The sequence below is a fragment of the Corynebacterium glucuronolyticum DSM 44120 genome (assembly GCF_030440595.1).
GTDB classification, from domain to species: Bacteria; Actinomycetota; Actinomycetes; order Mycobacteriales; family Mycobacteriaceae; genus Corynebacterium; species Corynebacterium glucuronolyticum.
Genome location: NZ_CP047452.1, coordinates 2,465,141 through 2,485,876, shown reverse-complemented (window position 1 = coordinate 2,485,876; position 20,736 = coordinate 2,465,141). Strand labels below are relative to the sequence as shown.

19 protein-coding genes are annotated in these 20,736 nt (G+C 61.5%); 8 read left to right on the top strand and 11 right to left on the bottom strand.

Annotated elements, in window-relative coordinates:
• Positions 1–11: 11 nt before the first annotated feature.
• Positions 12–1,346, bottom strand: a complete 1,335-nt coding sequence (gabT, locus tag CGLUCO_RS11340) for a 4-aminobutyrate--2-oxoglutarate transaminase (RefSeq protein ID WP_034988754.1) — start codon at positions 1,344–1,346, stop codon at positions 12–14.
• A 793-nt stretch (positions 1,347–2,139) separates the two neighbouring features.
• Here gabT and CGLUCO_RS11335 point away from each other — a divergent pair.
• The 3 genes from CGLUCO_RS11335 to CGLUCO_RS11325 are packed head-to-tail and all read left to right on the top strand — an operon-like array spanning position 2,140 to position 6,158.
• Positions 2,140–3,090 (top strand): universal stress protein, encoded by a 951-nt coding sequence (locus tag CGLUCO_RS11335; protein ID WP_070741501.1) that lies wholly within the window; start codon positions 2,140–2,142, stop codon positions 3,088–3,090.
• Positions 3,090–4,760: an APC family permease gene (locus CGLUCO_RS11330; RefSeq protein ID WP_232621970.1), complete on the top strand. Its 1,671-nt coding sequence runs from the start codon at positions 3,090–3,092 to the stop codon at positions 4,758–4,760. The genes CGLUCO_RS11335 and CGLUCO_RS11330 overlap by 1 nt, the downstream gene beginning before the upstream one ends.
• A gap of 21 nt (positions 4,761–4,781) precedes the next feature.
• A complete protein-coding gene (locus CGLUCO_RS11325) occupies positions 4,782–6,158 on the top strand; it encodes an NAD-dependent succinate-semialdehyde dehydrogenase (RefSeq protein ID WP_084036493.1) in 1,377 nt (458 codons plus the stop codon).
• Between the two features lie 89 nt (positions 6,159–6,247).
• Here CGLUCO_RS11325 and CGLUCO_RS11320 read toward each other — a convergent pair whose 3' ends face one another.
• The 4 genes from CGLUCO_RS11320 to CGLUCO_RS11305 all read right to left on the bottom strand — a co-directional run bounded on the left by CGLUCO_RS11320 (position 6,248) and on the right by CGLUCO_RS11305 (position 9,988).
• Positions 6,248–7,168 (bottom strand): Na/Pi cotransporter family protein, encoded by a 921-nt coding sequence (locus CGLUCO_RS11320; RefSeq protein ID WP_005388577.1) that lies wholly within the window; start codon positions 7,166–7,168, stop codon positions 6,248–6,250.
• A gap of 21 nt (positions 7,169–7,189) precedes the next feature.
• On the bottom strand, positions 7,190–8,653 hold the full coding sequence (locus tag CGLUCO_RS11315) for a phospholipase D-like domain-containing protein (RefSeq protein WP_005388578.1): 1,464 nt from the start codon (positions 8,651–8,653) through the stop codon (positions 7,190–7,192).
• Positions 8,654–8,732: 79 nt separating this feature from the next.
• On the bottom strand, positions 8,733–9,434 hold the full coding sequence (locus tag CGLUCO_RS11310; RefSeq protein WP_070741510.1) for an exodeoxyribonuclease III: 702 nt from the start codon (positions 9,432–9,434) through the stop codon (positions 8,733–8,735).
• A gap of 17 nt (positions 9,435–9,451) precedes the next feature.
• The gene (locus CGLUCO_RS11305; RefSeq protein ID WP_034988756.1) at positions 9,452–9,988 is read right to left on the bottom strand and encodes a peptide deformylase; all 537 of its coding nucleotides are present in this window, start codon (positions 9,986–9,988) and stop codon (positions 9,452–9,454) included.
• A 46-nt stretch (positions 9,989–10,034) separates the two neighbouring features.
• Here CGLUCO_RS11305 and CGLUCO_RS11300 point away from each other — a divergent pair, with 46 nt between their 5' ends.
• The 5 genes from CGLUCO_RS11300 (at position 10,035) to CGLUCO_RS11280 (ending at position 14,046) form a co-directional block, all read left to right on the top strand.
• Complete coding sequence (locus tag CGLUCO_RS11300) at positions 10,035–10,229, top strand: DUF3263 domain-containing protein (protein WP_005388585.1); 195 nt, start codon at positions 10,035–10,037, stop codon at positions 10,227–10,229.
• A gap of 3 nt (positions 10,230–10,232) precedes the next feature.
• Positions 10,233–10,961, top strand: a complete 729-nt coding sequence (locus CGLUCO_RS11295; RefSeq protein ID WP_084036494.1) for a LytR C-terminal domain-containing protein — start codon at positions 10,233–10,235, stop codon at positions 10,959–10,961.
• Positions 10,962–10,968: 7 nt separating this feature from the next.
• The gene (locus CGLUCO_RS11290; RefSeq protein ID WP_084036495.1) at positions 10,969–12,039 is read left to right on the top strand and encodes a glutamate--cysteine ligase; all 1,071 of its coding nucleotides are present in this window, start codon (positions 10,969–10,971) and stop codon (positions 12,037–12,039) included.
• Between the two features lie 499 nt (positions 12,040–12,538).
• The gene (locus CGLUCO_RS11285) at positions 12,539–13,144 is read left to right on the top strand and encodes a hypothetical protein (RefSeq protein ID WP_232621971.1); all 606 of its coding nucleotides are present in this window, start codon (positions 12,539–12,541) and stop codon (positions 13,142–13,144) included.
• 287 nt (positions 13,145–13,431) lie between these two features.
• The gene (locus CGLUCO_RS11280; protein ID WP_084036496.1) at positions 13,432–14,046 is read left to right on the top strand and encodes a M20/M25/M40 family metallo-hydrolase; all 615 of its coding nucleotides are present in this window, start codon (positions 13,432–13,434) and stop codon (positions 14,044–14,046) included.
• A 41-nt stretch (positions 14,047–14,087) separates the two neighbouring features.
• On the opposite strand, the gene CGLUCO_RS11275 is transcribed toward CGLUCO_RS11280, so the two are convergent.
• The 6 genes from CGLUCO_RS11275 to CGLUCO_RS11250 are packed head-to-tail and all read right to left on the bottom strand — an operon-like array spanning position 14,088 to position 20,695.
• Positions 14,088–14,642 carry a monovalent cation/H(+) antiporter subunit G gene (locus tag CGLUCO_RS11275; RefSeq protein ID WP_084036497.1) on the bottom strand — a complete coding sequence of 185 codons (555 nt, stop codon included), beginning with the start codon at positions 14,640–14,642 and terminating at the stop codon, positions 14,088–14,090.
• The gene (locus CGLUCO_RS11270) at positions 14,642–14,905 is read right to left on the bottom strand and encodes a monovalent cation/H+ antiporter complex subunit F (protein ID WP_005388595.1); all 264 of its coding nucleotides are present in this window, start codon (positions 14,903–14,905) and stop codon (positions 14,642–14,644) included. Before CGLUCO_RS11270 ends, CGLUCO_RS11275 begins: the two co-directional genes overlap by 1 nt.
• On the bottom strand, positions 14,902–15,465 hold the full coding sequence (locus tag CGLUCO_RS11265; RefSeq protein ID WP_005393585.1) for a Na+/H+ antiporter subunit E: 564 nt from the start codon (positions 15,463–15,465) through the stop codon (positions 14,902–14,904). The genes CGLUCO_RS11270 and CGLUCO_RS11265 overlap by 4 nt, the downstream gene beginning before the upstream one ends.
• Positions 15,462–17,183: a Na+/H+ antiporter subunit D gene (locus CGLUCO_RS11260; RefSeq protein WP_005393587.1), complete on the bottom strand. Its 1,722-nt coding sequence runs from the start codon at positions 17,181–17,183 to the stop codon at positions 15,462–15,464. The genes CGLUCO_RS11265 and CGLUCO_RS11260 overlap by 4 nt, the downstream gene beginning before the upstream one ends.
• Positions 17,180–17,728, bottom strand: a complete 549-nt coding sequence (locus tag CGLUCO_RS11255; protein ID WP_005388600.1) for a Na(+)/H(+) antiporter subunit C — start codon at positions 17,726–17,728, stop codon at positions 17,180–17,182. The genes CGLUCO_RS11260 and CGLUCO_RS11255 overlap by 4 nt, the downstream gene beginning before the upstream one ends.
• Positions 17,729–20,695 carry a Na+/H+ antiporter subunit A gene (locus tag CGLUCO_RS11250; RefSeq protein WP_084036498.1) on the bottom strand — a complete coding sequence of 989 codons (2,967 nt, stop codon included), beginning with the start codon at positions 20,693–20,695 and terminating at the stop codon, positions 17,729–17,731.
• Between the last annotated feature and the right edge of the window lie 41 nt (positions 20,696–20,736).

Genomic DNA, 20,736 nt, shown 5'->3' with positions numbered 1-20,736 from the left:
CCTTCGTGCTTCTATTTGGCGGTTTCGTTCTTGACAGCCTCAACCAGAACGCGCAGGCCGTCGCGGAGAAGATCTTCGGGCATGACCAGCGGGGGCAAGAGGCGGATGACATTGCCGTCGAGCCCGCAGGTGAGGATGAGCACGCCGTTTTGCTTGCACGCGGCGGCCACAGCCTTGCACAGTGCAGTGCCTGGTGCGCCGTCCCGGGTGGAAAACTCCACGGCAACCATGGCGCCGCGCCCGCGGATCTCAGCTACTTCCGGCAGGCCTGCGATTGCCTCGAACTCTTCGCGAATAATCTTCTCCATTTCCTGGGCGCGGGCCGGAAGATTAAGGCGCTTCATTTCGCCGATGGCGGCGACAGACGCGGCGCAGGAGATGGGGTTACCGCCGTAGGTGCCGCCGAGGCCGCCGACTACCGCAGCATCCATGATCTCCGCGCGACCGGTGACCGCCGACAGCGGCAGGCCGCCGGCGATCCCCTTGGCGGTGGTGATGAGATCGGGCACTATGCCCTCCTTCTCGCAGGCGAACCACTGGCCCGTGCGACAGAATCCGGCTTGAATCTCGTCGGCGACGAACACCACGTTGTTTTCCTTGCACCACTCCACAATGGCGGGCAGGAACCCTTCTGCAGGAACGATGAATCCGCCTTCGCCCTGGATCGGCTCCACTACCACGCACGCGAGGTTCTCGGCGCCGAGCTCGTTTTCCATGACCCGAATGGTGCGCTCTGCGGCCTCTTTGCCGGAGAGCCCGTCACGCAGCGGGTAGGACATGGGAACGCGGAACACATCGGAGGCGAACGGTCCGAACCCCGTCTTGTACGGGTTGTTCTTGGCGGTCATCGCCATGGTGAGGTTGGTGCGGCCGTGGTAGCAATTTTCAAAGGTGACCACGCCGAACTTGCCGGTGTAGGCGCGTGCCACCTTCACGGCGTTTTCCACGGCCTCGGCGCCGGAGTTGAGCAGCACGGACTTCTTCTCGTGATCGCCGGGGGTGACCTCCGCCAGGAGCTCCGCCACCTGCACGTATCCCTCGTAGGGGGATGTCATAAAGCAGGTGTGGGTAAAGTGCTTTGCGGCCTCGGCCACGGCCTCGGTGACGGCTTTGTTGGAGGCGCCGACGGATGTCACCGCGATGCCGGAGGCAAAGTCAATCCACGAGTTTCCGTCGGCGTCGACAAGCACTCCGCCGTCGGCATCAACAACGTAGCCGGGGAGACCTGGATGGAGGGCCCGTGCCACGGACTTTTCGCGGCGAGCATCAAGCTCCGTGCTTATTGGTCCGGGAATATCCGTGGTGATGGAGCGGGTTTGGGGGAGCCGGTATTCCAGGTCTTTCATTTTGGTTTTTCCTTTCTTCATGCGTCTTCTCCGCTGCGGGGAAGCCGGTGATTCCGATCCATCTGCGTGTGGGGGAATGCGGCCGGCCCGGTCGGGGGAGTGCGAGTGTCTCGGCACAGAATACGGCGGAAAACGGCCATGTGTGCGTGGACATTATGGATAATTCGTCGAAAGAAAAAATCCAACATGGATATGGAAAACGGGGTGAGAAAGTGATTTATAAAACGGCTAATAAAGAGCGCAAATATGCACGGATGGTTTGTGGAGGGGCAATTCTCGTCCGTCGCGTCGCGAGTGGAGGCTTAAACCTCCCCCATCGGTCGGGTGTGGGGAAAACTAAAATAGGCGAAGCTACCAGGGGATAGGTATGTTGAGTGGAATAAACGCACCGGCCCAGAGAAGAAAATTTCCTCCGAAGGGGTGCAAGTTCTGTTAGAGTGGCACCAACCACATAATGCATAAATTGCATGGAGTGAAAGTTGTGTCCACGCCCACCGCGGTTCCCGTAGCCGGCGTTGGGGGCTCGGACAGGGCCGGTTGAGGCCCGAAACGGATACGTACAAGAAGACAGGACTGGTCAAAAGGATTCTTAAGACTTTAACCACAAGGAAAAGGAGGTCGCGATGCACGGCGTCGAACGTTCGAAGCTTTCCGCATGGGCCACATGGGGGTGGCGCACTGCTGGTGTCACTGGGGGCGGTGGCGCGGGAGGCCTATGTGCTGCGGCCCGCAGTGATATTCCATTAAGGCCGGTTCGGCCCTCGCTTGGATCTCGCGGGGGAGGCACAACGCCATGAGAAGGAAGAAAAGCGTACGAGGCCACTACCGGCCAACCACGGGGCGGTTCCTTGTCGCTTACCAGGCTACCAGGGCTGGGAAAGCGGGCCTGAAGCTCGCCATTAGCCTGGCAGCCGGCAGAGATATCGGGCTTGAAATTGTATCGGTTGAACCGCGCGATGATTCCTATTCCGGGGTATGGGTGGGGGACTCGGGCTATGACGTTGTCATTACCAACCAGCTCCAGAAATGGTTGCGCCAGGCGCTTGATGAGGTACCCCTGGACATTCCCGCGCGGGCGCGGATTGTCACGGGTGAAAACGAGGCCGATGCCATTAGCAGGGCGGCCGAACAATTATCGTGCGACGCCATCATCATCGGGTCGCGTGCCCATCGTGTGTTGAACCGTGTGACCATGGGGGCCACCGTGGATGCCCTCTTGCATTCCGCCACGCGGCCGGTGGCCATTGCGCCACCTGGGTACCACTACACCGGGGAAGTCACCCGGATCACCGCGATGTTCGGGCCGAGACACGGGTGCAATGATGTAGTGGCGCTATGCATGGACCGCGCCCAGCGCAGGGGGATTCCCGCCCGGTTGGTGTCGCTCATGGTGAAGGAAGACAAGAGGCTTCTCAAGCGGCTGAGAAAGTCCCCACCAAAAAATACGGTGGCGGCGCTTAGTGCATACACCGAGGAGTTTCTTGCAGAGCTTGCTACCGAGGCAATCGAGGAGGGTGATGTTGCGGTCGCCACCGCTGCGGGAGCAAGCGTGGCGGAGGCCGTCAAGGAACTCACCTTTGTGCCTGGAGAGATGGTGATCATTGGTTCCTCCCGCCTTGCAGTCCACGGCCGCATCTTCTTGGGCACCACCGGCGCGCAGCTCTTGCACTGTATCCCCGTGCCGCTGATGATCGTGCCCGCCGGATATATGACGGGTAAGGAAGCCACAGGGGGTGAGGGGTGATGTCCATACTCCATAGCGCCCACAGCGCCCTTAGATCTGTAACGTCGTCCGGTGCGTCTCCTGCCTCAGCCCGCCATGCCGTAAAGCGCCCCCGCCACGTACTTGTCACCAGCGATACCATCGATTCACCCGCGTCAGACGGTGACGGCTCCAGTTCCAAGGGGCTTGCAACAGGCACCGTGGGGCTTGTCGGGGCCGTCATCATCGGCATCAGCTGCATCGCACCCACCTACACCTTGACCAGTGGCCTTGGTCCCACCATCTCGGCGGTGGGGCAATACGTCCCCGCAGTATTGTTGCTGGGCTTTCTCCCCATGCTCCTCGTCGCGTTTGCGTACCGAGAGCTCAATAACGCGATCCCGGATTCCGGCACCTCGTTTACCTGGGCCACGCGTGCCTTCGGCCCGTGGGTGGGCTGGATGGGCGGTTGGGGGCTCATTACCGCAACCGTGCTGGTTATCTCCAACCTCGCCGCCGTTGCCGTGGATTTCTTGTTCCTCCTCCTCGCACGGGTAGCGGGCAATGATTCCATCGCCGCGCTGACGGATAACTTGTGGGTGAATATCCCCACCACCCTCGTGTTTCTCGCACTTGCCGCCTACATTTCTTACCGTGGCATGGGTTCCACGCAGAAGATTCAGAACGTACTCGTAGCCATCCAGGTGATAAGCATCATCGTCTTTGATGCGGTAGCGATCTGGGAGGCCTACCACCACCAGGGGTTTGACTTCACCCCCTTCGAGTGGTCTTGGCTCAACCCGGCTGGTGCTGGGGATGTATCCGTCATCGCCGCGGGTATTTCACTATCCATCTTCATGTTCTGGGGGTGGGACGTCACCCTCACCATGAACGAGGAGACAAAAGACCCGGAGACCACGCCGGGGCGGGCCGCCATGGTCACGGTGATCATCATCATCGTGCTGTATGTTCTCACCGCCGTTGCCGTGGTGTGTTGGGCGGGAATTGGCACTGAGGGGCTCGGTGCAGGAAATCCGGATAACCAGGAATCCATCTTCGCCGTCCTATCCGGGCCGGTTTTGGGGCCGTTTTCCATCCTCATCTACGTGGCCGTGCTGTCCAGCTCGTTCGCCTCGCTCCAATCCACCATGGTGGGACCCGCGCGGACGCTTCTTGCTATGGGCTATTACCGCGCGTTACCACCGAGCTTTGCCCGCGTCAGCGCCAAGTTCCGCACCCCGTCGACGGCGACGATCGTGTCCGCCATCGGTGCCGGGCTGTTCTACTCCGTCACCAGGGTGCTGTCAGAAAACGCACTGTGGGATACCATCGCCGCGCTGGGGCTCATGATTTGCTTCTACTACGGCATCACCGCCGTCGCGTGTCTCTGGTACTTCCGCAGGGAGTTGTTCTCCTCTGCCCGCAACATCGTCTTCCGCTTCCTCTTTCCGCTCGTCGGAGGCGGTGCGTTGCTGGTCATGTTCTGCATCACGGCCGTGGACAGCATCGATCCCTCGTACGGCTCCGGCTCCAGCGTCATGGGGATCGGCACTGTCTTCATCCTCGGTGCGGGCATCCTCGGCCTCGGAGTTGTGGTCATGCTCGCCACCCGGGCGTTCTACCCCGAGTTCTTCCGTGGGGAGACTCTTCCCCGCTGCGAATCGACAAGGCCGCGCGGTCCCACCGTAAGCCCCACGTCACCATCAAACTAACCTAAAAAAAGGAGAGAAAACATGTCTACATTCAAGGTTCAAGACCCCACCACCGGCGAGGTCCTGGAGACGTTTGACACCGCGACCGATGCGGAGGTCACCGCCGCCATCGACGCCGCCCACGCCGCCTACGCTGAGTGGGGGTCTCGCCCCATCACCGAGCGGGCCGAGGTCGCGTCCAAGGTTGCTCAGCTTTTCGACGCTAAGAAGGACGAACTCGCAGTTATCGCCGGCCAGGAGATGGGCAAGCCGTATTCGGAGGCCGTGGAGGAGGCCGAGTTCGCCGGCGCCATCATCGGCTACTACGCCGACCACGGTGCCGAGTTCGCAGCCGACCAGGAGATTCCTACCGATTCTGACGGCACCGCCATAATCCGTCGCCGTCCGATCGGCGTCCTTCTTGGCATCATGCCGTGGAACTTCCCGTACTACCAGATTGCCCGTTTTGCGGGCCCCAACCTCGTGCTGGGGAACACGATTCTGCTCAAGGACGCCAACCTTTGCCCGCGCTCGGCGCTGGCCGTGCAGCAGATCATGGACGAGGCCGGTGTGCCGAAGGGTGTGTACACCAACCTGTTTGCTGATCACGACCAGGTCGCCCGGATCATTGCCGACCCCCGCGTGCAGGGTGTTTCGCTCACCGGCTCCGAGAGGGCAGGCGCCATCGTCGCCGAACAAGCGGGCAGGAACCTGAAAAAGGCCGTGCTCGAGCTCGGCGGCTCGGACCCGTACATTATCCTCGATAGCGACGATGTCAAGAAAGCAGCCGATACCGCCTGGGCCACCCGCATGTACAACACCGGCCAGGCCTGCAACTCCAATAAGCGGATAATCGTTATGGAGGACATCTACGACGAGTTTGTGGATAGGCTGGTGGAGCTCGCCAAAGCCATGAAGCCGGGAACGCCGAAGGAGGCCTCGGCCGACGATGTCTACTCGGCGCTGTCGTCCCGCGAGGCGGCCGAGCACCTGTACGAGCAAATCCAAACGGCCGTGAAAGAGGGAGCCACGTTGCGCGCTGGCGGCGAGCTGAGTGACACGGGGGCCTACATTTCTCCCGCCGTTCTCACCGACATCGCGCCGGGGACCAAAGCCTATTCCGAGGAGCTGTTTGGCCCCGTGGCCGCGGTGTACAAGGTAGCAAGCGATGAGGAGGCGTTGGAGCTTGCCAATTCCTCCGACTTTGGCCTTGGAGGCGCCGTGTTCTCCACTAATGTGGAGCGGGCCAAGAAGATCGCCTCCCGCCTCGAGGTGGGCATGGCCAACGTCAACACTCCCGCTGGCGAGGGCGCAGAGCTCCCCTTCGGCGGCGTGAAGCGCTCCGGGTACGGCCGTGAGCTGGGCCCGCTGGGCATGGACGAGTTTGTAAATAAGCAGCTCTACTACGTTAGCCGGTAGGAGCGGACCAAGGATAATCCCCACCACTTCTCTCGGCAGGGTGTCCGGGGAAAAGAAAAAGCGGGGCCGTACACCGAGGCGTCGACAAGCTACACCAGGAACATGGAGGCGAGCGGAAGAGCGAAGAACATCACCGCGAGGAATATGACCAGCCTCAGCGGGGTGGAGTGGCGAGCGCACGTGCGGGCTAGCGCCAGGAACACGTCCGGGAACAGCGCAACCAGGGCCACCATGACCAGGTTGAATACGAGGTGCAGGGTGGCGCCCTCGCTGTTTCCGGTGCGGGCGACAAACAGCCACGCGGTAGTACAGGTACCGAGGTTGGTGCCGGAAATCAGGCGCAGCAGGCGCCGTGCGGAAACGGCCCGCACTGCAGCCATAGGAACAGCTGCAGCGGTGATGGCCGTGGAGGATTGCAGGATCGAGGCCAAGAAAAAGCCCACCCAAAATCCAACGTGGCCGGTCTGACCGGCGGACATGAGGACGCGGAGCTGCACCGTGATGGTGCGGATGGCCACGTAGAGCAGTACGAGCCCCACAATCGACCACACCCAGTGAATAGGGGGGATGGGGTGGAGGTCAGAGGTAGGAAGCTCGGTGATGAAGGGGATAAACAACAACACACCGACGGCGTTCACCCAGAAATGGAGGAAGAACGCCGTGGATGCGCGGAGGAAGGAATGCCGGAACACCACCGCAACCACACCCGCGGTGAAGCAGGTGCCGAGGTTTGCCCCCAAGACCACCGCGCCTGACCCCATGAGCGTAACAAACGAGGAGGATTGCGTGATCGCAGCGGCGATGATGCCGGTTCCCAGCGTGCCCTGGACGAGGATGTGCTCGGCCACCGGGGCAAGCCCCATGGACATGAGCGAGATCGCGCCGATGAGCGCGAGGGTCGCCACAAGGATTATCGCCCAGCGAACGCCAGCACCTAGCGGAGTGAATAATACGTCCTGACCGGTGCTGCGGCGTTGAACCGTGCCAATGGGCGCGGATGAGGAAGGCATAACTACTACTGTACGGGTCCGCTACTGCAAGGCGGAAGTAAGGCGCAGGGCGTTGTCCAGCCACCGGCGCGGGAAACTCCTCTGAGACCATTCTGATTGCGTGAGCCGCCGAGACGCGGAGAGGTACTGGCCGGTGAGCTGGTATAGCTCGCGCGATAGCTTGCCCACTCCCATGAGGGAGACCTCGTAGTTCAGGCCAAATGAGCGCATGTCCATGTTGGATGAACCAAACACAAATACGTTGGTGCGAGACGTATCTGCGGGGTCAAAATCAGGTTCGTCTTCCACCGGATCCACCAGCACAAACTTGGTGTGGAGGACGTACGGCATGGGGTAGAGGTAAATCTCTACACCCGCATCCAGCAGGTTTTGGTAGTACGAGCACTGCGCGTGGTGAACCATGAACTGGTCCGCCTTTTCATTGACAAGAAGCTGCACCTTCACGCCCCTATAGGCGGCCGAGGTGATGGCATCAAGAAGCGAGGAATCGGGGATAAAATACGGGGAACACAGCACCGCGCGCCTCCTCGCGTTGTGGATGACCTCGTTAAATAACCGCAGGTTGGGATCCGCCGTGTAGCCCGGGCCCGAGGGCACCAGCTGCATGACATCCTCGCCGGCGGGCTCCGAGTGCTCGGTGTAGCGCACGATCTCGTCGGCCTCGGAGTACCAATCGGCGGCAAAGATCATCGTCATTGTGGAGACGATTGGCCCCTTGAGTTTCACCATCGCATCCACCCAGGCGCGATCCGAGTGCCTCTTCAGGGCGGTGCGGTAGCTCCTCTCAATCATGTTTTGTGACCCCATGAATGCCACCCGGTTATCCACCACAACGAGTTTGCGGTGATTGCGGAGGTCAGGTCTCCTAAACCGCCACTTAAAGGGCTGCAGAGGCAGCATCGGGCGCCATTCCACGCCGATGGCTGAAAGCCGCCTGCCCAACCGCAGGTACTTGGGGTACTTGAAGGTGCCGATGTGATCAAAAAGGAGCTTGACCGTCACCCCGCGTGAGGTGGCTCTGGCCAGGGCCTGAAAAAACGGATTGGTGGTGTCATCCCAGGCTACGGTGTAAATTTCCACGTACACGTATTCCTTGGCTGCATCCACCGCAGCGACCATCGCCGCGATAGATTCCGCATACTCGTGGTAGAAGCCCACCACCGAGGACCGCAGCGCCGGGATATGTGTCAACGTTCGGTTTTGTCGCATCACGGAATCCAGCTCCGGATTGACCTGAGGGTTATGCCACCCTCTAAACACCTCGTTGATGGCCTCGTTGGCGCGCTTTTGCATCCTGTGGCGGCGGCGATCCACATAATTACTGCCCATGAGCAGGTAGAGGGGGAGCCCCACCGCCGGCAGGAACAAAATGAGAAGCAGCCACGCGTTAGCAGAACCCGGCTTCCGGCCATCTGGGACGAGTCCCACCGCAAGCACCTTGATCGCGTACTCGAGCACAAGGACGCCAATTTCCCAGTTGGACACAGTAGAAAATTCCTCCTTGAGGTGCGGTAATGCGATGAAAATGAGAAGTTACGGGATGTTTACCTGCTTGTTTTGGTTCCTATTCGTACTCGCAGATAACGGGCGCGTGATCGGAACTTTTTGCTGCCCGCTCGGCGCGGTCCACAAAACCGCTGGTGGCAGGGGTGGTGGAAAGATGAAAATCAATCCGCATACCCTGGTCACGGTCAAAACGCCTAGCTTGGTAATCCCAGTAGGTATACCCCGTGGGCGAAACCACGGGAAGAACATCGGTGAGGTACTCGAAGGCGGCGCGCTCAGGTTCGGTGACGTGGGTTTCAAACGGGGATTCATCGTAGACATCCTCGGCTCCGGGGATGACGTTGAAATCACCCATCGCCAGATCCGCGCCGGGCGCCGCGTAGCGGGCGAAGTTATACAAAAACCGCAGCTTGTAATCATAGTGCGGGTGATCGACGGCACGCCCGTTGGGAACGTAGAGGTTCCAGATGCGTTTCCCGCCGCACACTGCGGAAATAGCGCGCCCCTCCTTCTTGCCTTCGTAATCGGGCTGACCGGTGAAGGAAGTCTGGACATCCTTGAGCCCTACACGGGAGAGGATTGCAACACCGTTCCACTGGTTGTACCCCACGTGTGCCACCTCGTAGCCTTTCACCGGCGGAAACTCTTTTATCTTGGTTTCCTGGAGGGCGAGAACATCAATATCGTGGCGCGCGAGCAGCTCGGTGATGCGGCCGAAGCGCGCCCGCGCCGAGTTCACATTCCACGTGGCTATCCTCATGGTGACCAGCCTAGCGTTTACTCGTCCTCGCTGCCCGGCTCGGGCATCCACGTCTGCCCCGGGATCTTCCAGCCGTTGTCTCGGATGGCTCTTTTGGCTTCTCGACGATACCGTCCAATCGTGACGTCGGTGTACACCTGCCCCTTGAGGTGTCCACACTCGTGTTGGAAGCAGCGGGCGAGGAAGTCTTCGCCCTCGAACTCCACGGGGTTGCCGTTTTCATCCGTGCCCGTGACCTTCGCCCACGAGGCGCGGCCGGTGGGGAAGAATTCGCCGGGGAGGCTGAGGCAGCCCTCCAGGTCCTCCTCCTCGTCGGGCATGGTCTCGGGGACCTCGCTCGTTTCCAGCACGGGGTTGACCACGACGCCCTTGACACCTTCGCAGTCGAAGACGAAGAAGGACTGGCTCAGCCCCACCTGGTTGGCGGCCAGGCCGACACCGTTGGCGGCGTACATGGTCTCAAACATGTCGTCGATAAGCTTGGGGGAGAGGGGAGTTTCCACTGGCTGCGTGGGCGTGTGGAGAACCGGATCCCCACAGATAACAATAGGCATAATCACAGTACGATTACGTTACCAGGGATGAAGGAAGGAAGACACGATGGACGACGAAGCCCTTCTCGCGTTTGAGAAGGAACATCCCACGCCAAGCGGGAAAAAGAACGACCTCATCCGCGACCACGGCATCACCCCGATCGCCTATTATCAACGCCTCAACAAGCTCATCGATACCGCCTGGGCGAGAGAAAAGTATCCCGTCATGCTTGCCCAGCTAGAACGGTTGCGTAAAATCTAACCCATGGAGCAATACGACGATGAAACCCAGGTGTACGACGATCGCCCATCTCGCGGCGTGCACGCGGCCGACAGTCCGCGCACGGCAGCCGCAGCGACGGGCGTTCCCCTCCGCGGTATCGGGATGATCGCCATCGCCGTAGCCATCCTCATCCTCCTCTGGGCCATCTTCTTCCTCGGCGGCGATAAGGAAGACACGGCAGCCACCGGAACGCAGACAACCACGGCCCAGGCCGCGCCGGGAAAGACCGCCGCAGAGGAGTCTCCTGCTGGCGAAACAACAGCAGCGACGGTGACAACCGCAACCCATGAACCATCGACGCTCACCGAGCCGTCCGATGGCAATCGTCCCTCGTCCGAAGCTCCCAAGGATGAACACGAGGCACGCCCAGCGGAATCGCAGCAACCGGAACCGGCTTCCGGAGCTCCCGCCCCTGCCCGGCCTGCCGATGCACCGGACACCCACCCCCTGGTCAACGTCCTCAACAACTCCACAGTTCAAGGGCTCGCCGCCGATGTGGCAAACCGGCTCACCTCTACCGGTAATCCCACAGGCACAGTAGGAAACCTGCCGGATGTGGAGACCCCACAGTCCATGGTGTACTACAGCCCCGGTGAAGAAGCGGCCGCTAAGCGCGTGGCCAACCAACTAGGCATTAACTACGGCCCCAAGATCCCCGCAGTGGAGCACTACCCCGGGCTGGTCGTCGTGGTGACGCAAGATCTCCAGTAAGAGGCTCATGGAAGAATTTAACCGCTCCCCCCATCACACCCTCGGCGTGGAATGGGAGGTAGCTTGTGTCGACCCCGAAAGCGGCGATCTCGTCCGCTCCCCGGAGGAATGCTTCGGCATTGACGGGGTCGTCCCCGAACTGCTCACCAACACGCTGGAACTCGTCACCGGTGTCCACACGAGTTCCCCCGGCGCGGTGCGTGACCTTCAAGAAAAGCTTGAGCACGTGCGACCGATCGTCGAAAAGCATGGCAAGAAACTGTGGGCCTCCGGAACCCACCCCACCGCCCACTGGCAGGACCAGGAACTGTCCCACAAATCCCACTATTCGGAGATCATTGAGCGCACCCAATTCTGGGGCATGCAAATGCTCATCTGGGGCCTCCACGTGCACGTGGGCATCCGGCACGAGGACCGCGTGTGGCCGATCATCAACGCTCTCATGGCGCACTACCCGCAGCTACTCACGCTTGCCTGCTCCTCTCCCGGGTGGGACGGGATGGATACCGGCTACGCCTCCACGCGCACCATGCTGTACCAGCAGCTGCCCACCGCCGGCATGCCCTACCAGTTCCAAAGCTGGGAGGAGTGGTCGAATTTCCAGATCGACCAGCAGCGCTCCGGTGTCGTCAGCCACATTGGCTACATGCACTTCGACATCCGTCCCTCCGGCAAGTGGGGCACCATCGAGGTGCGCATCGCCGATTCGCCCACCAATTTCACAGAGCTCCGCGCCATCGTCGCCTTCACGCACATGATGGTCGTCTACTTCGACCGGATGCTTGACGACGGCCCCCTGCCCATCCTCCAGCCCTGGCACGTCTCCGAGAACAAGTGGCGCGCCGCCCGCTACGGCCTCGACGCCGAGATCATCATCGACCGGGACACCAACGAGGCGTGGGTTCGCGACGAGCTCGCCTTGTGGGTGGAGCGCCTCACGCCGCTGGCCCGCGAGTTCGGCTGCGAGGAGGATCTCCGCCAGGTTCTTACCGTCATTGAGCAGGGCGCCTATGAGCGACAGCGGGCTTTGTACAAGGCCGGCGGCTGGATGGATGCGATCCGGGACTCGTACCTGTAGGTTGTGTGCCCGTCCTTAGCGTGGTGCCAAAAATTTAGGTAGCTCTAATGCGTACATGTGTGTATCGGCCCTGGTCGATTTTTCCTGAGAGCGTTAGAGCTACCTAAAAATTTGGTACCTGCTTTTCAAGTGGCACGTGGTGCTGCGCTGTGTCAGAATTCAAACATGAATATCGGGGAAGGTCTCATTTTCACTCGGGGACTCAGTAACTCACAACGCCAAAAACTATCGGCACGTAATCGCCGGGGGGGAATTGATAAAGCTGTCCAGCGGGGTGTACTACCCAAAGAAGCAGTTCTATGGTTTGAAGCCTGGTGAGAAATCCTTTGTTGCGTCTGTCGCAATCGGCGCCGGGCGCCATACTCTGGTGGGAAAATCTGCTGCCGCTGTATTGCTGTTTCCGTATTTAGATCAATGGATAAAATTCGTTCCAGAGGCGCACGGGAGATCGAATCGTTCTCATTCATCCCTCCGGTTCCGGAGTGTTCCCGATGTCGACGTGCATACTGTTGAAATTTACGGCCACCTCATCAAAGTGTCATCAGCTGCGGAAACCGTTGTCGATATCTCCCGCTGGTACGACGTGCCCTCAGCCGTGGCTTTGGGGGACAAGTTGGTGCGGGATTTCAAACTTGATCCTGGAGATTTACAGGAGGCAATCCAGAACCGCAGGTACTGTGACAACGTGGAGTCGGCCGAGGTTGCAGCGCAGCTCATCGATGGGCGGTCCGAGAGTGTGCGAGAAGCTGAGGTGAAAGTCGGGCTTCATACGGCGGGGATTACGGGGTTTATCCAGCAGGTTGACGTGTTCAGTGCTGCGGGGGAGTGGATCGGCCGTGCAGATTTCCTTGATCCGGAATCGTCAGTAGCTTTGGAGTATGACGGACGGGGGAAGTTGGAAGGTCAATTCGGGGTAGAGCCAGCAAAAGCAGCTGTAGACGAGCGGAAGCGGGAAAGGAAATTCACGACGGAGGCAGTTCGCGTTGTGCGGATCGACTCGAAATCGTTCACTTCAGGGGATTGGTTGCTCTCGGTTGAGCGTGCGTTGGAAGAAAACCGTGGGCGGGCGCTGCCAAAAGACCAGTGGAAACCGCACAAATTTTAAAGAAACAAAAATGTTGCGAAATCTGGTCACATCGTCATGCTTAGTACTGCAAAAGGTAGTAACAATTTAGGTTGCAAAACAAATAATGCTACCCAGAAAGGGGATATCTTGGCTGGTCTTGACGAGTTCGGGATTGAAAACCACCGCGTAGGAAATACGGGCGTGGTGGCTATCATCAAAAACGGTGGCCATGTGCGGCGACATTGACGCGCTGCCCGTGCCGGAGCATTCCGGCAAGGAGTACGCCTCGAAGGGTAAGCCACGCGTGTGGACACGATTTCCACATCATGAGCGTGCTCACTGCGCTGAAGCTGTTCAATGACCACAAGGACAAGTGGAGCGGCACCTACGTGGGCGTGTTCCAACACGCGGAGGAGACTGCGCAGGGTGCCCGCGACATGGTGGACAACAATGTTGCTGATGTCCTTCCGCCCCTGGATGTCTACCTTGGCCAGAACGTTTTGGCCTCCATCCCGGGTGGCACGGTCGGCTCAAAGCCGGGTTCCATCTTCACGGCTGCGGCTTCCATCCGCGTGAAGGTGTTTGGCAAGGGTTCCCATGGTTCCATGCCGCAGCTGGGCATTGACCCAGTGGTTCTCGCCTCGTATATCTTCATGCGCTTGCAGACGATCGTCGCCCGCGAGATCGCCCCGAGCGACACGGCCGTCGTCACCGTCGGCTCCATCCAGGCCGGTGCCAAATCGAACATCATCCCCGATGACGCCACGCTGCTCATCAACCCGGTGTTCACCGGCGCGACGGTATCTAACCTGCTCATCAACGCCACCGCCGGACTCATCCCGGTGTCGCTGTGGGTGCTCCAGGCGCGCGCTGCCACCTTGGAAGAACAGATCGCAGAGACGAAGCAGAGGCTCAAAGAAGCGCAAGAAGAATACGCCTAAGAGCAGCAAAATCCCCCAGCAAACCTGCTGGGGGATTTTTTCTAAGAGTCTTCGGAGACGATGTCGGCTTCGCCCTTCTCGTTGTGGCGGAGCTGAATCTCCTTGTGGGCCTCCTCGGCGGCGGCGCGGCGCTGCCGTTTCTGTTCCGCCTCGCGCGCCTTCTTCCGCTCCCCAAGTTTGGCGGGATCGTCCTTGGACGGGTCCTTCTTCTTCTTGGGGTTCTTTTGTTTCAGGTCGTTGCGGGAGAGGTGCTCCGGGTCGTAGAGCTTCTCGCGGCGGGTGATGCGCCCCTGTCGCTGCCCCACGGCGGGTGCGGTGAGCAGGGTGAACATAATGATCAGGGCACAGATTCCGAGGTCACCGCGCTCCGCTGGGCCGAAGGCGGGGCTGGCGGTCACGCGCAGCGCAACACCGAGGAGCGTAAACACGATGCCCAGGGACTGGGGTTTCGTGATCGCGTGGAGCCTGGCCATGGTGTCGTGGAAGCGCACGAGGCCGAGGGAGGCGGAGAGGCAAAGGAACGCCCCGATGAGGATGAAAGTGATCGACAGGGCGTCGAAAAGCCCCCGCCAGGGGAGTGCATTGAGAACATCCATTACTCATCCCTCTTCCTAAATCGGGTGACGGCGACGGAGCTGATGAAGCCCAGCAGCGCGAGGACGACCATGGCATTGACCACGGTGGTGTCGAGCGACCAGCAGATGTAGGCGCCGAGCGCGCACTGGAGGATGGCGACGGTGGTGTCGAGCGCCTGCATGCGGTCCATGGAGTTGGGGCCCACGAGCATGCGGTAGCCAACAAGGAGGAAAGCGACGGCGAACATCACGGCCGCGATGAGGAGCAAAATGTGGTACATCATGCGAGTCCTTTCACCGCCTTGGTTGATCCGTTGGTAGCAGTACTGTCGGCGACGGCGCCACCCTCAAACGCGGCGAGGAGGCGGCGCTCAAGGTCGGCGATATCGGCAAAGCCCTGCTCGATCTTCTCCGGCGTGGAGGCGTCGAGCAGGTGGACGGTCCACTCGTGGCGGGCGAGGTCGATATCGAGGACGGTGCCGCCGGGCTGCAGGTTGTACAGCGATACGCCGGTGACCATGGCGAAGTCCGTGTGCACGCGCATGGGGGCGGTGAGGATAGCGGACTTCGGTGGTTCCTGCGGGCGGATCGCCAGCCACGAGACGCTGACCGCGCCGGAGATGAGGCCGGTGACGAACATCCACATAAGGCCGGCGAGTGCGCCGAGATCGACGTGGACGGACTGCAGCGGCAGCGCCGGTAGCGGGAAGACAAGCTGGATGACGATGCCGATGCCGAGGCCCGCCAGCACGTTGCCGAGGGTTACCTCTCCGTAGAGGAGGCACCACATGGCGGCGAGCCAGATGAGGCTGAAGGGCCGGATGCGGCGAATGAATGCGGTCATTTGTGAGCCCCCTCCAATGGTTCGAGGACGGAGTTTTCGTCCGGCTGGTTCGGATCCGAGTGCTGCATCTCCACGGTGCGGCCGGGCTTGACGGCGGCGGAGTTCTCCGCGGACTGGTCGCCAAGGACGGCGGTGCGGTAACGAGAAACATCCTGTGCAGCCTCGGCTGAGCGCGTGGTGATCGTGGAAATCGGACCGGCGAGCACAGTCACGGCGAGCGACGCGGCGACGAGCAGCGCGGTGGGGGCGACCATGCCGAAGGGCATGCGTCCCACGTCGGTGCGCTCCTTCAGGTCCACGTGGACGGTGACTTCTGTCAGCGGCGTCGGGCGGATCTCCACCTTGGAGCCCTCGGGGGCGTCCTTGCGGTCGCGCCAGAACGCCTTGGACCACACGTTCATCATCGTGTACAGCGTGAGCAGCGACGTGATCACCGCACCGCCGACGAGCAGCCAGTCCAGGCCCGTGCCGGAGTCGGCGGCGGCCTCGATGAGGATGATCTTGCCCAGGAACCCGGAAAACGGCGGGATGCCGCCGAGGTTCAGGGCGGGCACGATGTACAGCGCGGCGAGCAGCGTGGAGCCGCTGGCCAGCGAGCCGAGTGAGCGCAGCGAGGTGGAGCCCGCCTGGCGCTCAATGAGGCCGACGACGAGGAACAATGCTGTCTGCACGAGGATGTGGTGGACGACGTAGAAGATCGCGCCCGATAGCCCCTGTGGCGTGCCGATAGCGATGCCCATGATCATGTAGCCGATGTGGCTGACGAGGGTGAACGACAGCAATCGTTTGATGTCGTTTTGCGCCATGGCGCCGAGGATGCCGACGAGCATGGTGAATAGCGCCGCCCACATGAGCATCGTGTCCAGCGAGCCGTCGGTGAACATGACGGTGCGGGCGCGGATGATGGAGTACACGCCGACCTTGGTCAATAGCCCGGCGAACACGGCCGTAATCAAAGCTGCAGCCGTGGGGTAGGAGTCCGGCAGCCAGGAGTACAGCGGGAACACCGCCGCCTTGATGCCGAAGGCGATGAGGAGCACGGCGAACATGGCGGCTCGGGTGCCGCTGGGGACCTGATCCATCCGCTCGCCGATCTGCGCCATGTTGACGGTGCCGACGGAGGCGTAGATCATGCCGAGGGCAAACAGGAACACCATGGAGCTGACCATGGAAATCATGACGTAGGAGATGCCGGCGGAGACGCGCTTGGCGCTCGCGCCGAGGGTGAGCAGCACGTAGCTGGCCACGAGGAACACCTCGAACCCGACGTACAGGTTGAACAGGTCGCCGGCGAGGAACGCGATGTTCACGCCCATGGATAGCAGCAGGTATGCCGGTAGGAAGATCGCTACTGGTTCTTCCTCGGTGCCGTCGCGCTGCGCCTGGCCCATGGCGAACCACATGACGGAGAACAGCACGAGCGCGCTGACGGACAGCATGAGGGTGGACAGGCGGTCGGCAACAAGTGTGATGCCGATGGGGGCGTCCCAACCACCGACCTGCACGGTTTGGATGCCGTACTGGTCAACGAGGTAGAGCAGCGTGAAGCACAAGATGATGAGCAGCACGTAGGAGAGCATCGTCAGGCCGCGCTGCACGCGCTTGAAGCGGGTGAAAAACAGCACGAGCGCTGCGGTGATCGCCGGTAGCAGAATCGGCATCGGCACGAGGTAGGGAAGGAGGTGGAAGAGGAACATCTCAACATCGTGAAGTGTCATTTATCCTCCTCCTTCTTTTTCTTGCTTGTCGACGCTTCGTCGTCTGCTTCCCCCTCAGCTACATCGTCCTCGTTGGTTACGGGGGCCTCGAAGGATTGCGGCCCGAAGGCGTCGCCCTCGCTCGTCGCCCGCCCGGTCTCCGGGTCATCGGAGGCATCGTGGTCGGGGGCGGCTGCGGCCGTCGGCGGCCGCATGGCGATGGCTGCATCCTCGGCGTCGTTCTCAATGTAATCGGCGCTGCGGTAGCGGTACTGGCGGAACGCGAGCGCAAGGATGAAGGCGGTCATCGCCATGGAGATGACGATGGCGGTCAGAATCATGCCTTGGGCCAGCGGGTCGGCGACCTTCTCGGTGAGCTCGCTGTCCCGGCCGTCGATAGGCGGCTGGCCGGAGCGACCGCCGGAGAGCAGCAGCAGGAGATTCGCGCCGTTACCCATGAGCATGATGCCCATGAGCATCTTGGTCATGGCGCGCTCCAGGAGGAGGTACGCGCCGGCGGAGATGAGCACACCCGCGGTGATGAGCAGGAATAAGTTCGATGCCATTTAGTTCTCCTCCTCTCCTGGTACGTGGTACTTGGCGTGCTGCGCGGCGGCGTGCTGCTTGGCGCGCAGCTTCGCCTTCCGGCGTTCCATCCGGCGGCGCCTGTCGCGGGCACGCTGTTTACGCATGTCCTCGTCGCGGTCGAGCTGCGAGCCGAGCGACTCGATGATGTGCAATACGAGGCCGATGACGATGAGGAACACGCCGGCATCGAAGGCGAGCGCGCTGACGACGGTGACATCCCCGATCCACGGGAGGGGAATCTCCCAGTAGTGGGAGCTCAGCGGCGTGCGGCCGAAGAACATGGGGATCAGCGCGGTGCCGGCGGACAGGAGCAAGCCCGTGCCCAGGACGCGGTTGGCATCGATGGGGAAGGCGAGCTCGAACTCCTCGCGGCCACCGGCGAGGTAGCGCAGCGCGATCGCGAGCGCGGCGACGAGGCCACCGGCGAAGCCGCCACCGGGGGCGTTGTGCCCGGCGAAGAAGAAGTACGCGGCGAGCACCATCATCGAGGGGAACAGCAGGCGTGTGGTCACGTCGATCATGATGGAGCGGCTGCGCTGCACATCCGTGTGTGGCAGCGAAGATAGCCACTGCGAGCCGTTATCCATGAGCACCGGGCGGGCGCTGGTGCGGGTGAAGTCGCGGTTGCGGAACACGATGCTGGCCACGCCCGTAGCCACGATGACGAGGACGGAAATCTCGCCGAGCGTATCCCAGCCACGCAGGTCCACGAGGAGCACGTTGACGGCGTTCGCGCCGTGGCCGATCTCCTTGGCTAGCTCCGGAATGTACACGCTGATCGGTGTTGCCGAGCGCGCGTTGGAGGCGAAGGTGGACAGCACCACGATGACCACGCCGAGAGCCACGGACAGCCACGCCCTAGGGCGGATAAGCTTCTTGTCCGGTGGAACGACGGTGGTCACCGGCAGCTTCCGCAGCACGAGCATGAAGATAACCATCGAGATGGTCTCCACGAGCACCTGCGTGAGTGCCAGATCCGGGGCGCCGTACAGCGCGAAGATCATGGACAGGCCGTAGCCCGTCATGCCCACCATGATGAGGGCGGACAGGCGGTTATCCAGGCGCGTCGCGGCGATGGCGGCGATGATCATGATGAGCGCGATGATCCCTTGCAGCGGCGTGTCCCACAGCACCATGCGCACGTCGGTGCGCTCACCGGCAAGCAGCGCGACGAGTGGCACCAGCATCAAGGTGAGGAAGATAATCGACTGGTTGAGGGGCAGGGAGCCGCGCTGCGTGGATGCCGTCGTCCTCAGCGACAGCCTGCGCAGGCCGTCGAGGACGGCATCGTAGGCGTAGTCGGCGCTGCCGAGGGCCGGCTGCTCGAACTGCAGCTGGGCGACAACGCCCCGCTGCCAGTGCATGATCGCGCCGGCGAGGATGATAAACGCGCTGAGCGCGAGGGCGGGGGTGAGGCCGTGCCACAGCCCCAGGTTCGGCGCGTCCTCCGCCAGCCCCCACATTTGCTCCATGTCCGCCTGGATGGGGACGTCGAGAAGCCCGGGGAACAAACCGAACACAATCGTGGTGAGCGTCAGCACTGTCGGCGAGATGATGAGCTGCGGAACCATCCGATCCATCGTGAGGATCGGCTCCGACGTGCCACCACCCGAGGGGTGGCTGGCGGGCTTGGTGGCGAACGCGCCGTACAGGAAGCGCAGCGAGTACGCCATCGTCAGCACGGAACCCGCGACGAGCCCGACGAGCATGATCTTGCCCGGCATGCCCGTGAGCAGCTCCTCGTTCATCACCGCCGTGAGCGCTGCCTCCTTGGCCACGAACCCGAACAGCGGCGGGATCCCCGCCATCGACGCGGCGACAATCGTCGCCAACACCGCCAGGTACGGGTGCTTCTTGCCCAGTCCACTGATCTTGCGCACATCGCGCGTGCCACTGGTGTGGTCAATCGCGCCGACGATCATAAACAGCGTCGCCTTAAACATCGAGTGCGCAAACGTCAGCGCCAACCCGGCCATGAGCGCCTCCCGCGAGCCGATCGCCACCACGGAAATGATGAAGCCGAGCTGGCTCACCGTGCCGTAGGCGAGGATCAACTTCAAATCCACCTGGCGCAGCGCCATCCACCCGCCCATCAGCATGGTGAACACGCCGAGGGTGATGGTGACGAGGTGCCAGCTGCCGATCTCGTGGAACGTCGGCGACAGGCGGGCAACAAGGTAGATGCCGGCCTTCACCATCGCCGCGGAATGCAGGTAGGCGGACACTGGGGTGGGTGCGGCCATCGCGCCGGGCAGCCAGAAGTGGGTGGGGGCGATCGCAGACTTACTCAGCGCACCGGCCAAAACAAGGACCACGGCGGCGCGGCCGGCCGGGGAATCGAACAATACGCCGGAGCCGGTGAGCTCCGAGAGCGTCCACATGCCCGTGTCGAAGCCCAAGAGCACGATGCCCACGAGCATCGCCAGGCCACCCAGAGTGGTCACCATCAGCGCCTGGCCCGCCGCGCGCCGTGACGACGCGCGCTCGCGGTAGTAGCCCACGAGCATAAACGACAGCACCGAGGTGATCTCCCAGAACACGTACATCTGGAGCAGGTTGTCCGAAATCACAAGCCCATACATCGCCAGCGAGAAGCACGTCATCTCACCGGCGAATTCCCGCAGGCGCTTCGGTGCCGAATCGAAGTACCCCCAGCAATACAGAAGCACCAGCGCGCCGATGCCCAAGATAATGAGGGCGAAGATGGCAGCCAGCGCATCCATCCGGAACTCCAGGTTGAGGTGCGCTGCGGGCATCCACTCGATGGTGGCGGTGAGCCCAGGCTTGTCCCAACCAAACGTCCCGTTGACAAACAGGGACACGACCCAGGCGAAGCCTGCAGCCGGAACAAGAGCAAGAATGCCAAACGCGGCCCGACCCACTACCTTGACCAGTACCGGCGCGAGCGCGGTAGCAATCAGAAGTGTGAGAAAAGTTATTAACACGTGGGCTCAATCATTTGTCGTTTGGGCATTATCGGTTGGCT

Coding starts and splice junctions, on each gene's coding strand:
- gabT (WP_034988754.1), bottom strand. CDS start 1,346: ATGAAAGACCTGGAATACCGGCTCCCCCAAACCCGCTCCATCACCACG.
- CGLUCO_RS11335 (WP_070741501.1), top strand. CDS start 2,140: ATGAGAAGGAAGAAAAGCGTACGAGGCCACTACCGGCCAACCACGGGG.
- CGLUCO_RS11330 (WP_232621970.1), top strand. CDS start 3,090: ATGTCCATACTCCATAGCGCCCACAGCGCCCTTAGATCTGTAACGTCG.
- CGLUCO_RS11325 (WP_084036493.1), top strand. CDS start 4,782: ATGTCTACATTCAAGGTTCAAGACCCCACCACCGGCGAGGTCCTGGAG.
- CGLUCO_RS11320 (WP_005388577.1), bottom strand. CDS start 7,168: ATGCCTTCCTCATCCGCGCCCATTGGCACGGTTCAACGCCGCAGCACC.
- CGLUCO_RS11310 (WP_070741510.1), bottom strand. CDS start 9,434: ATGAGGATAGCCACGTGGAATGTGAACTCGGCGCGGGCGCGCTTCGGC.
- CGLUCO_RS11305 (WP_034988756.1), bottom strand. CDS start 9,988: ATGCCTATTGTTATCTGTGGGGATCCGGTTCTCCACACGCCCACGCAG.
- CGLUCO_RS11300 (WP_005388585.1), top strand. CDS start 10,035: ATGGACGACGAAGCCCTTCTCGCGTTTGAGAAGGAACATCCCACGCCA.
- CGLUCO_RS11295 (WP_084036494.1), top strand. CDS start 10,233: ATGGAGCAATACGACGATGAAACCCAGGTGTACGACGATCGCCCATCT.
- CGLUCO_RS11290 (WP_084036495.1), top strand. CDS start 10,969: ATGGAAGAATTTAACCGCTCCCCCCATCACACCCTCGGCGTGGAATGG.
- CGLUCO_RS11280 (WP_084036496.1), top strand. CDS start 13,432: ATGAGCGTGCTCACTGCGCTGAAGCTGTTCAATGACCACAAGGACAAG.
- CGLUCO_RS11275 (WP_084036497.1), bottom strand. CDS start 14,642: ATGGATGTTCTCAATGCACTCCCCTGGCGGGGGCTTTTCGACGCCCTG.
- CGLUCO_RS11270 (WP_005388595.1), bottom strand. CDS start 14,905: ATGATGTACCACATTTTGCTCCTCATCGCGGCCGTGATGTTCGCCGTC.
- CGLUCO_RS11265 (WP_005393585.1), bottom strand. CDS start 15,465: ATGACCGCATTCATTCGCCGCATCCGGCCCTTCAGCCTCATCTGGCTC.
- CGLUCO_RS11260 (WP_005393587.1), bottom strand. CDS start 17,183: ATGACACTTCACGATGTTGAGATGTTCCTCTTCCACCTCCTTCCCTAC.
- CGLUCO_RS11255 (WP_005388600.1), bottom strand. CDS start 17,728: ATGGCATCGAACTTATTCCTGCTCATCACCGCGGGTGTGCTCATCTCC.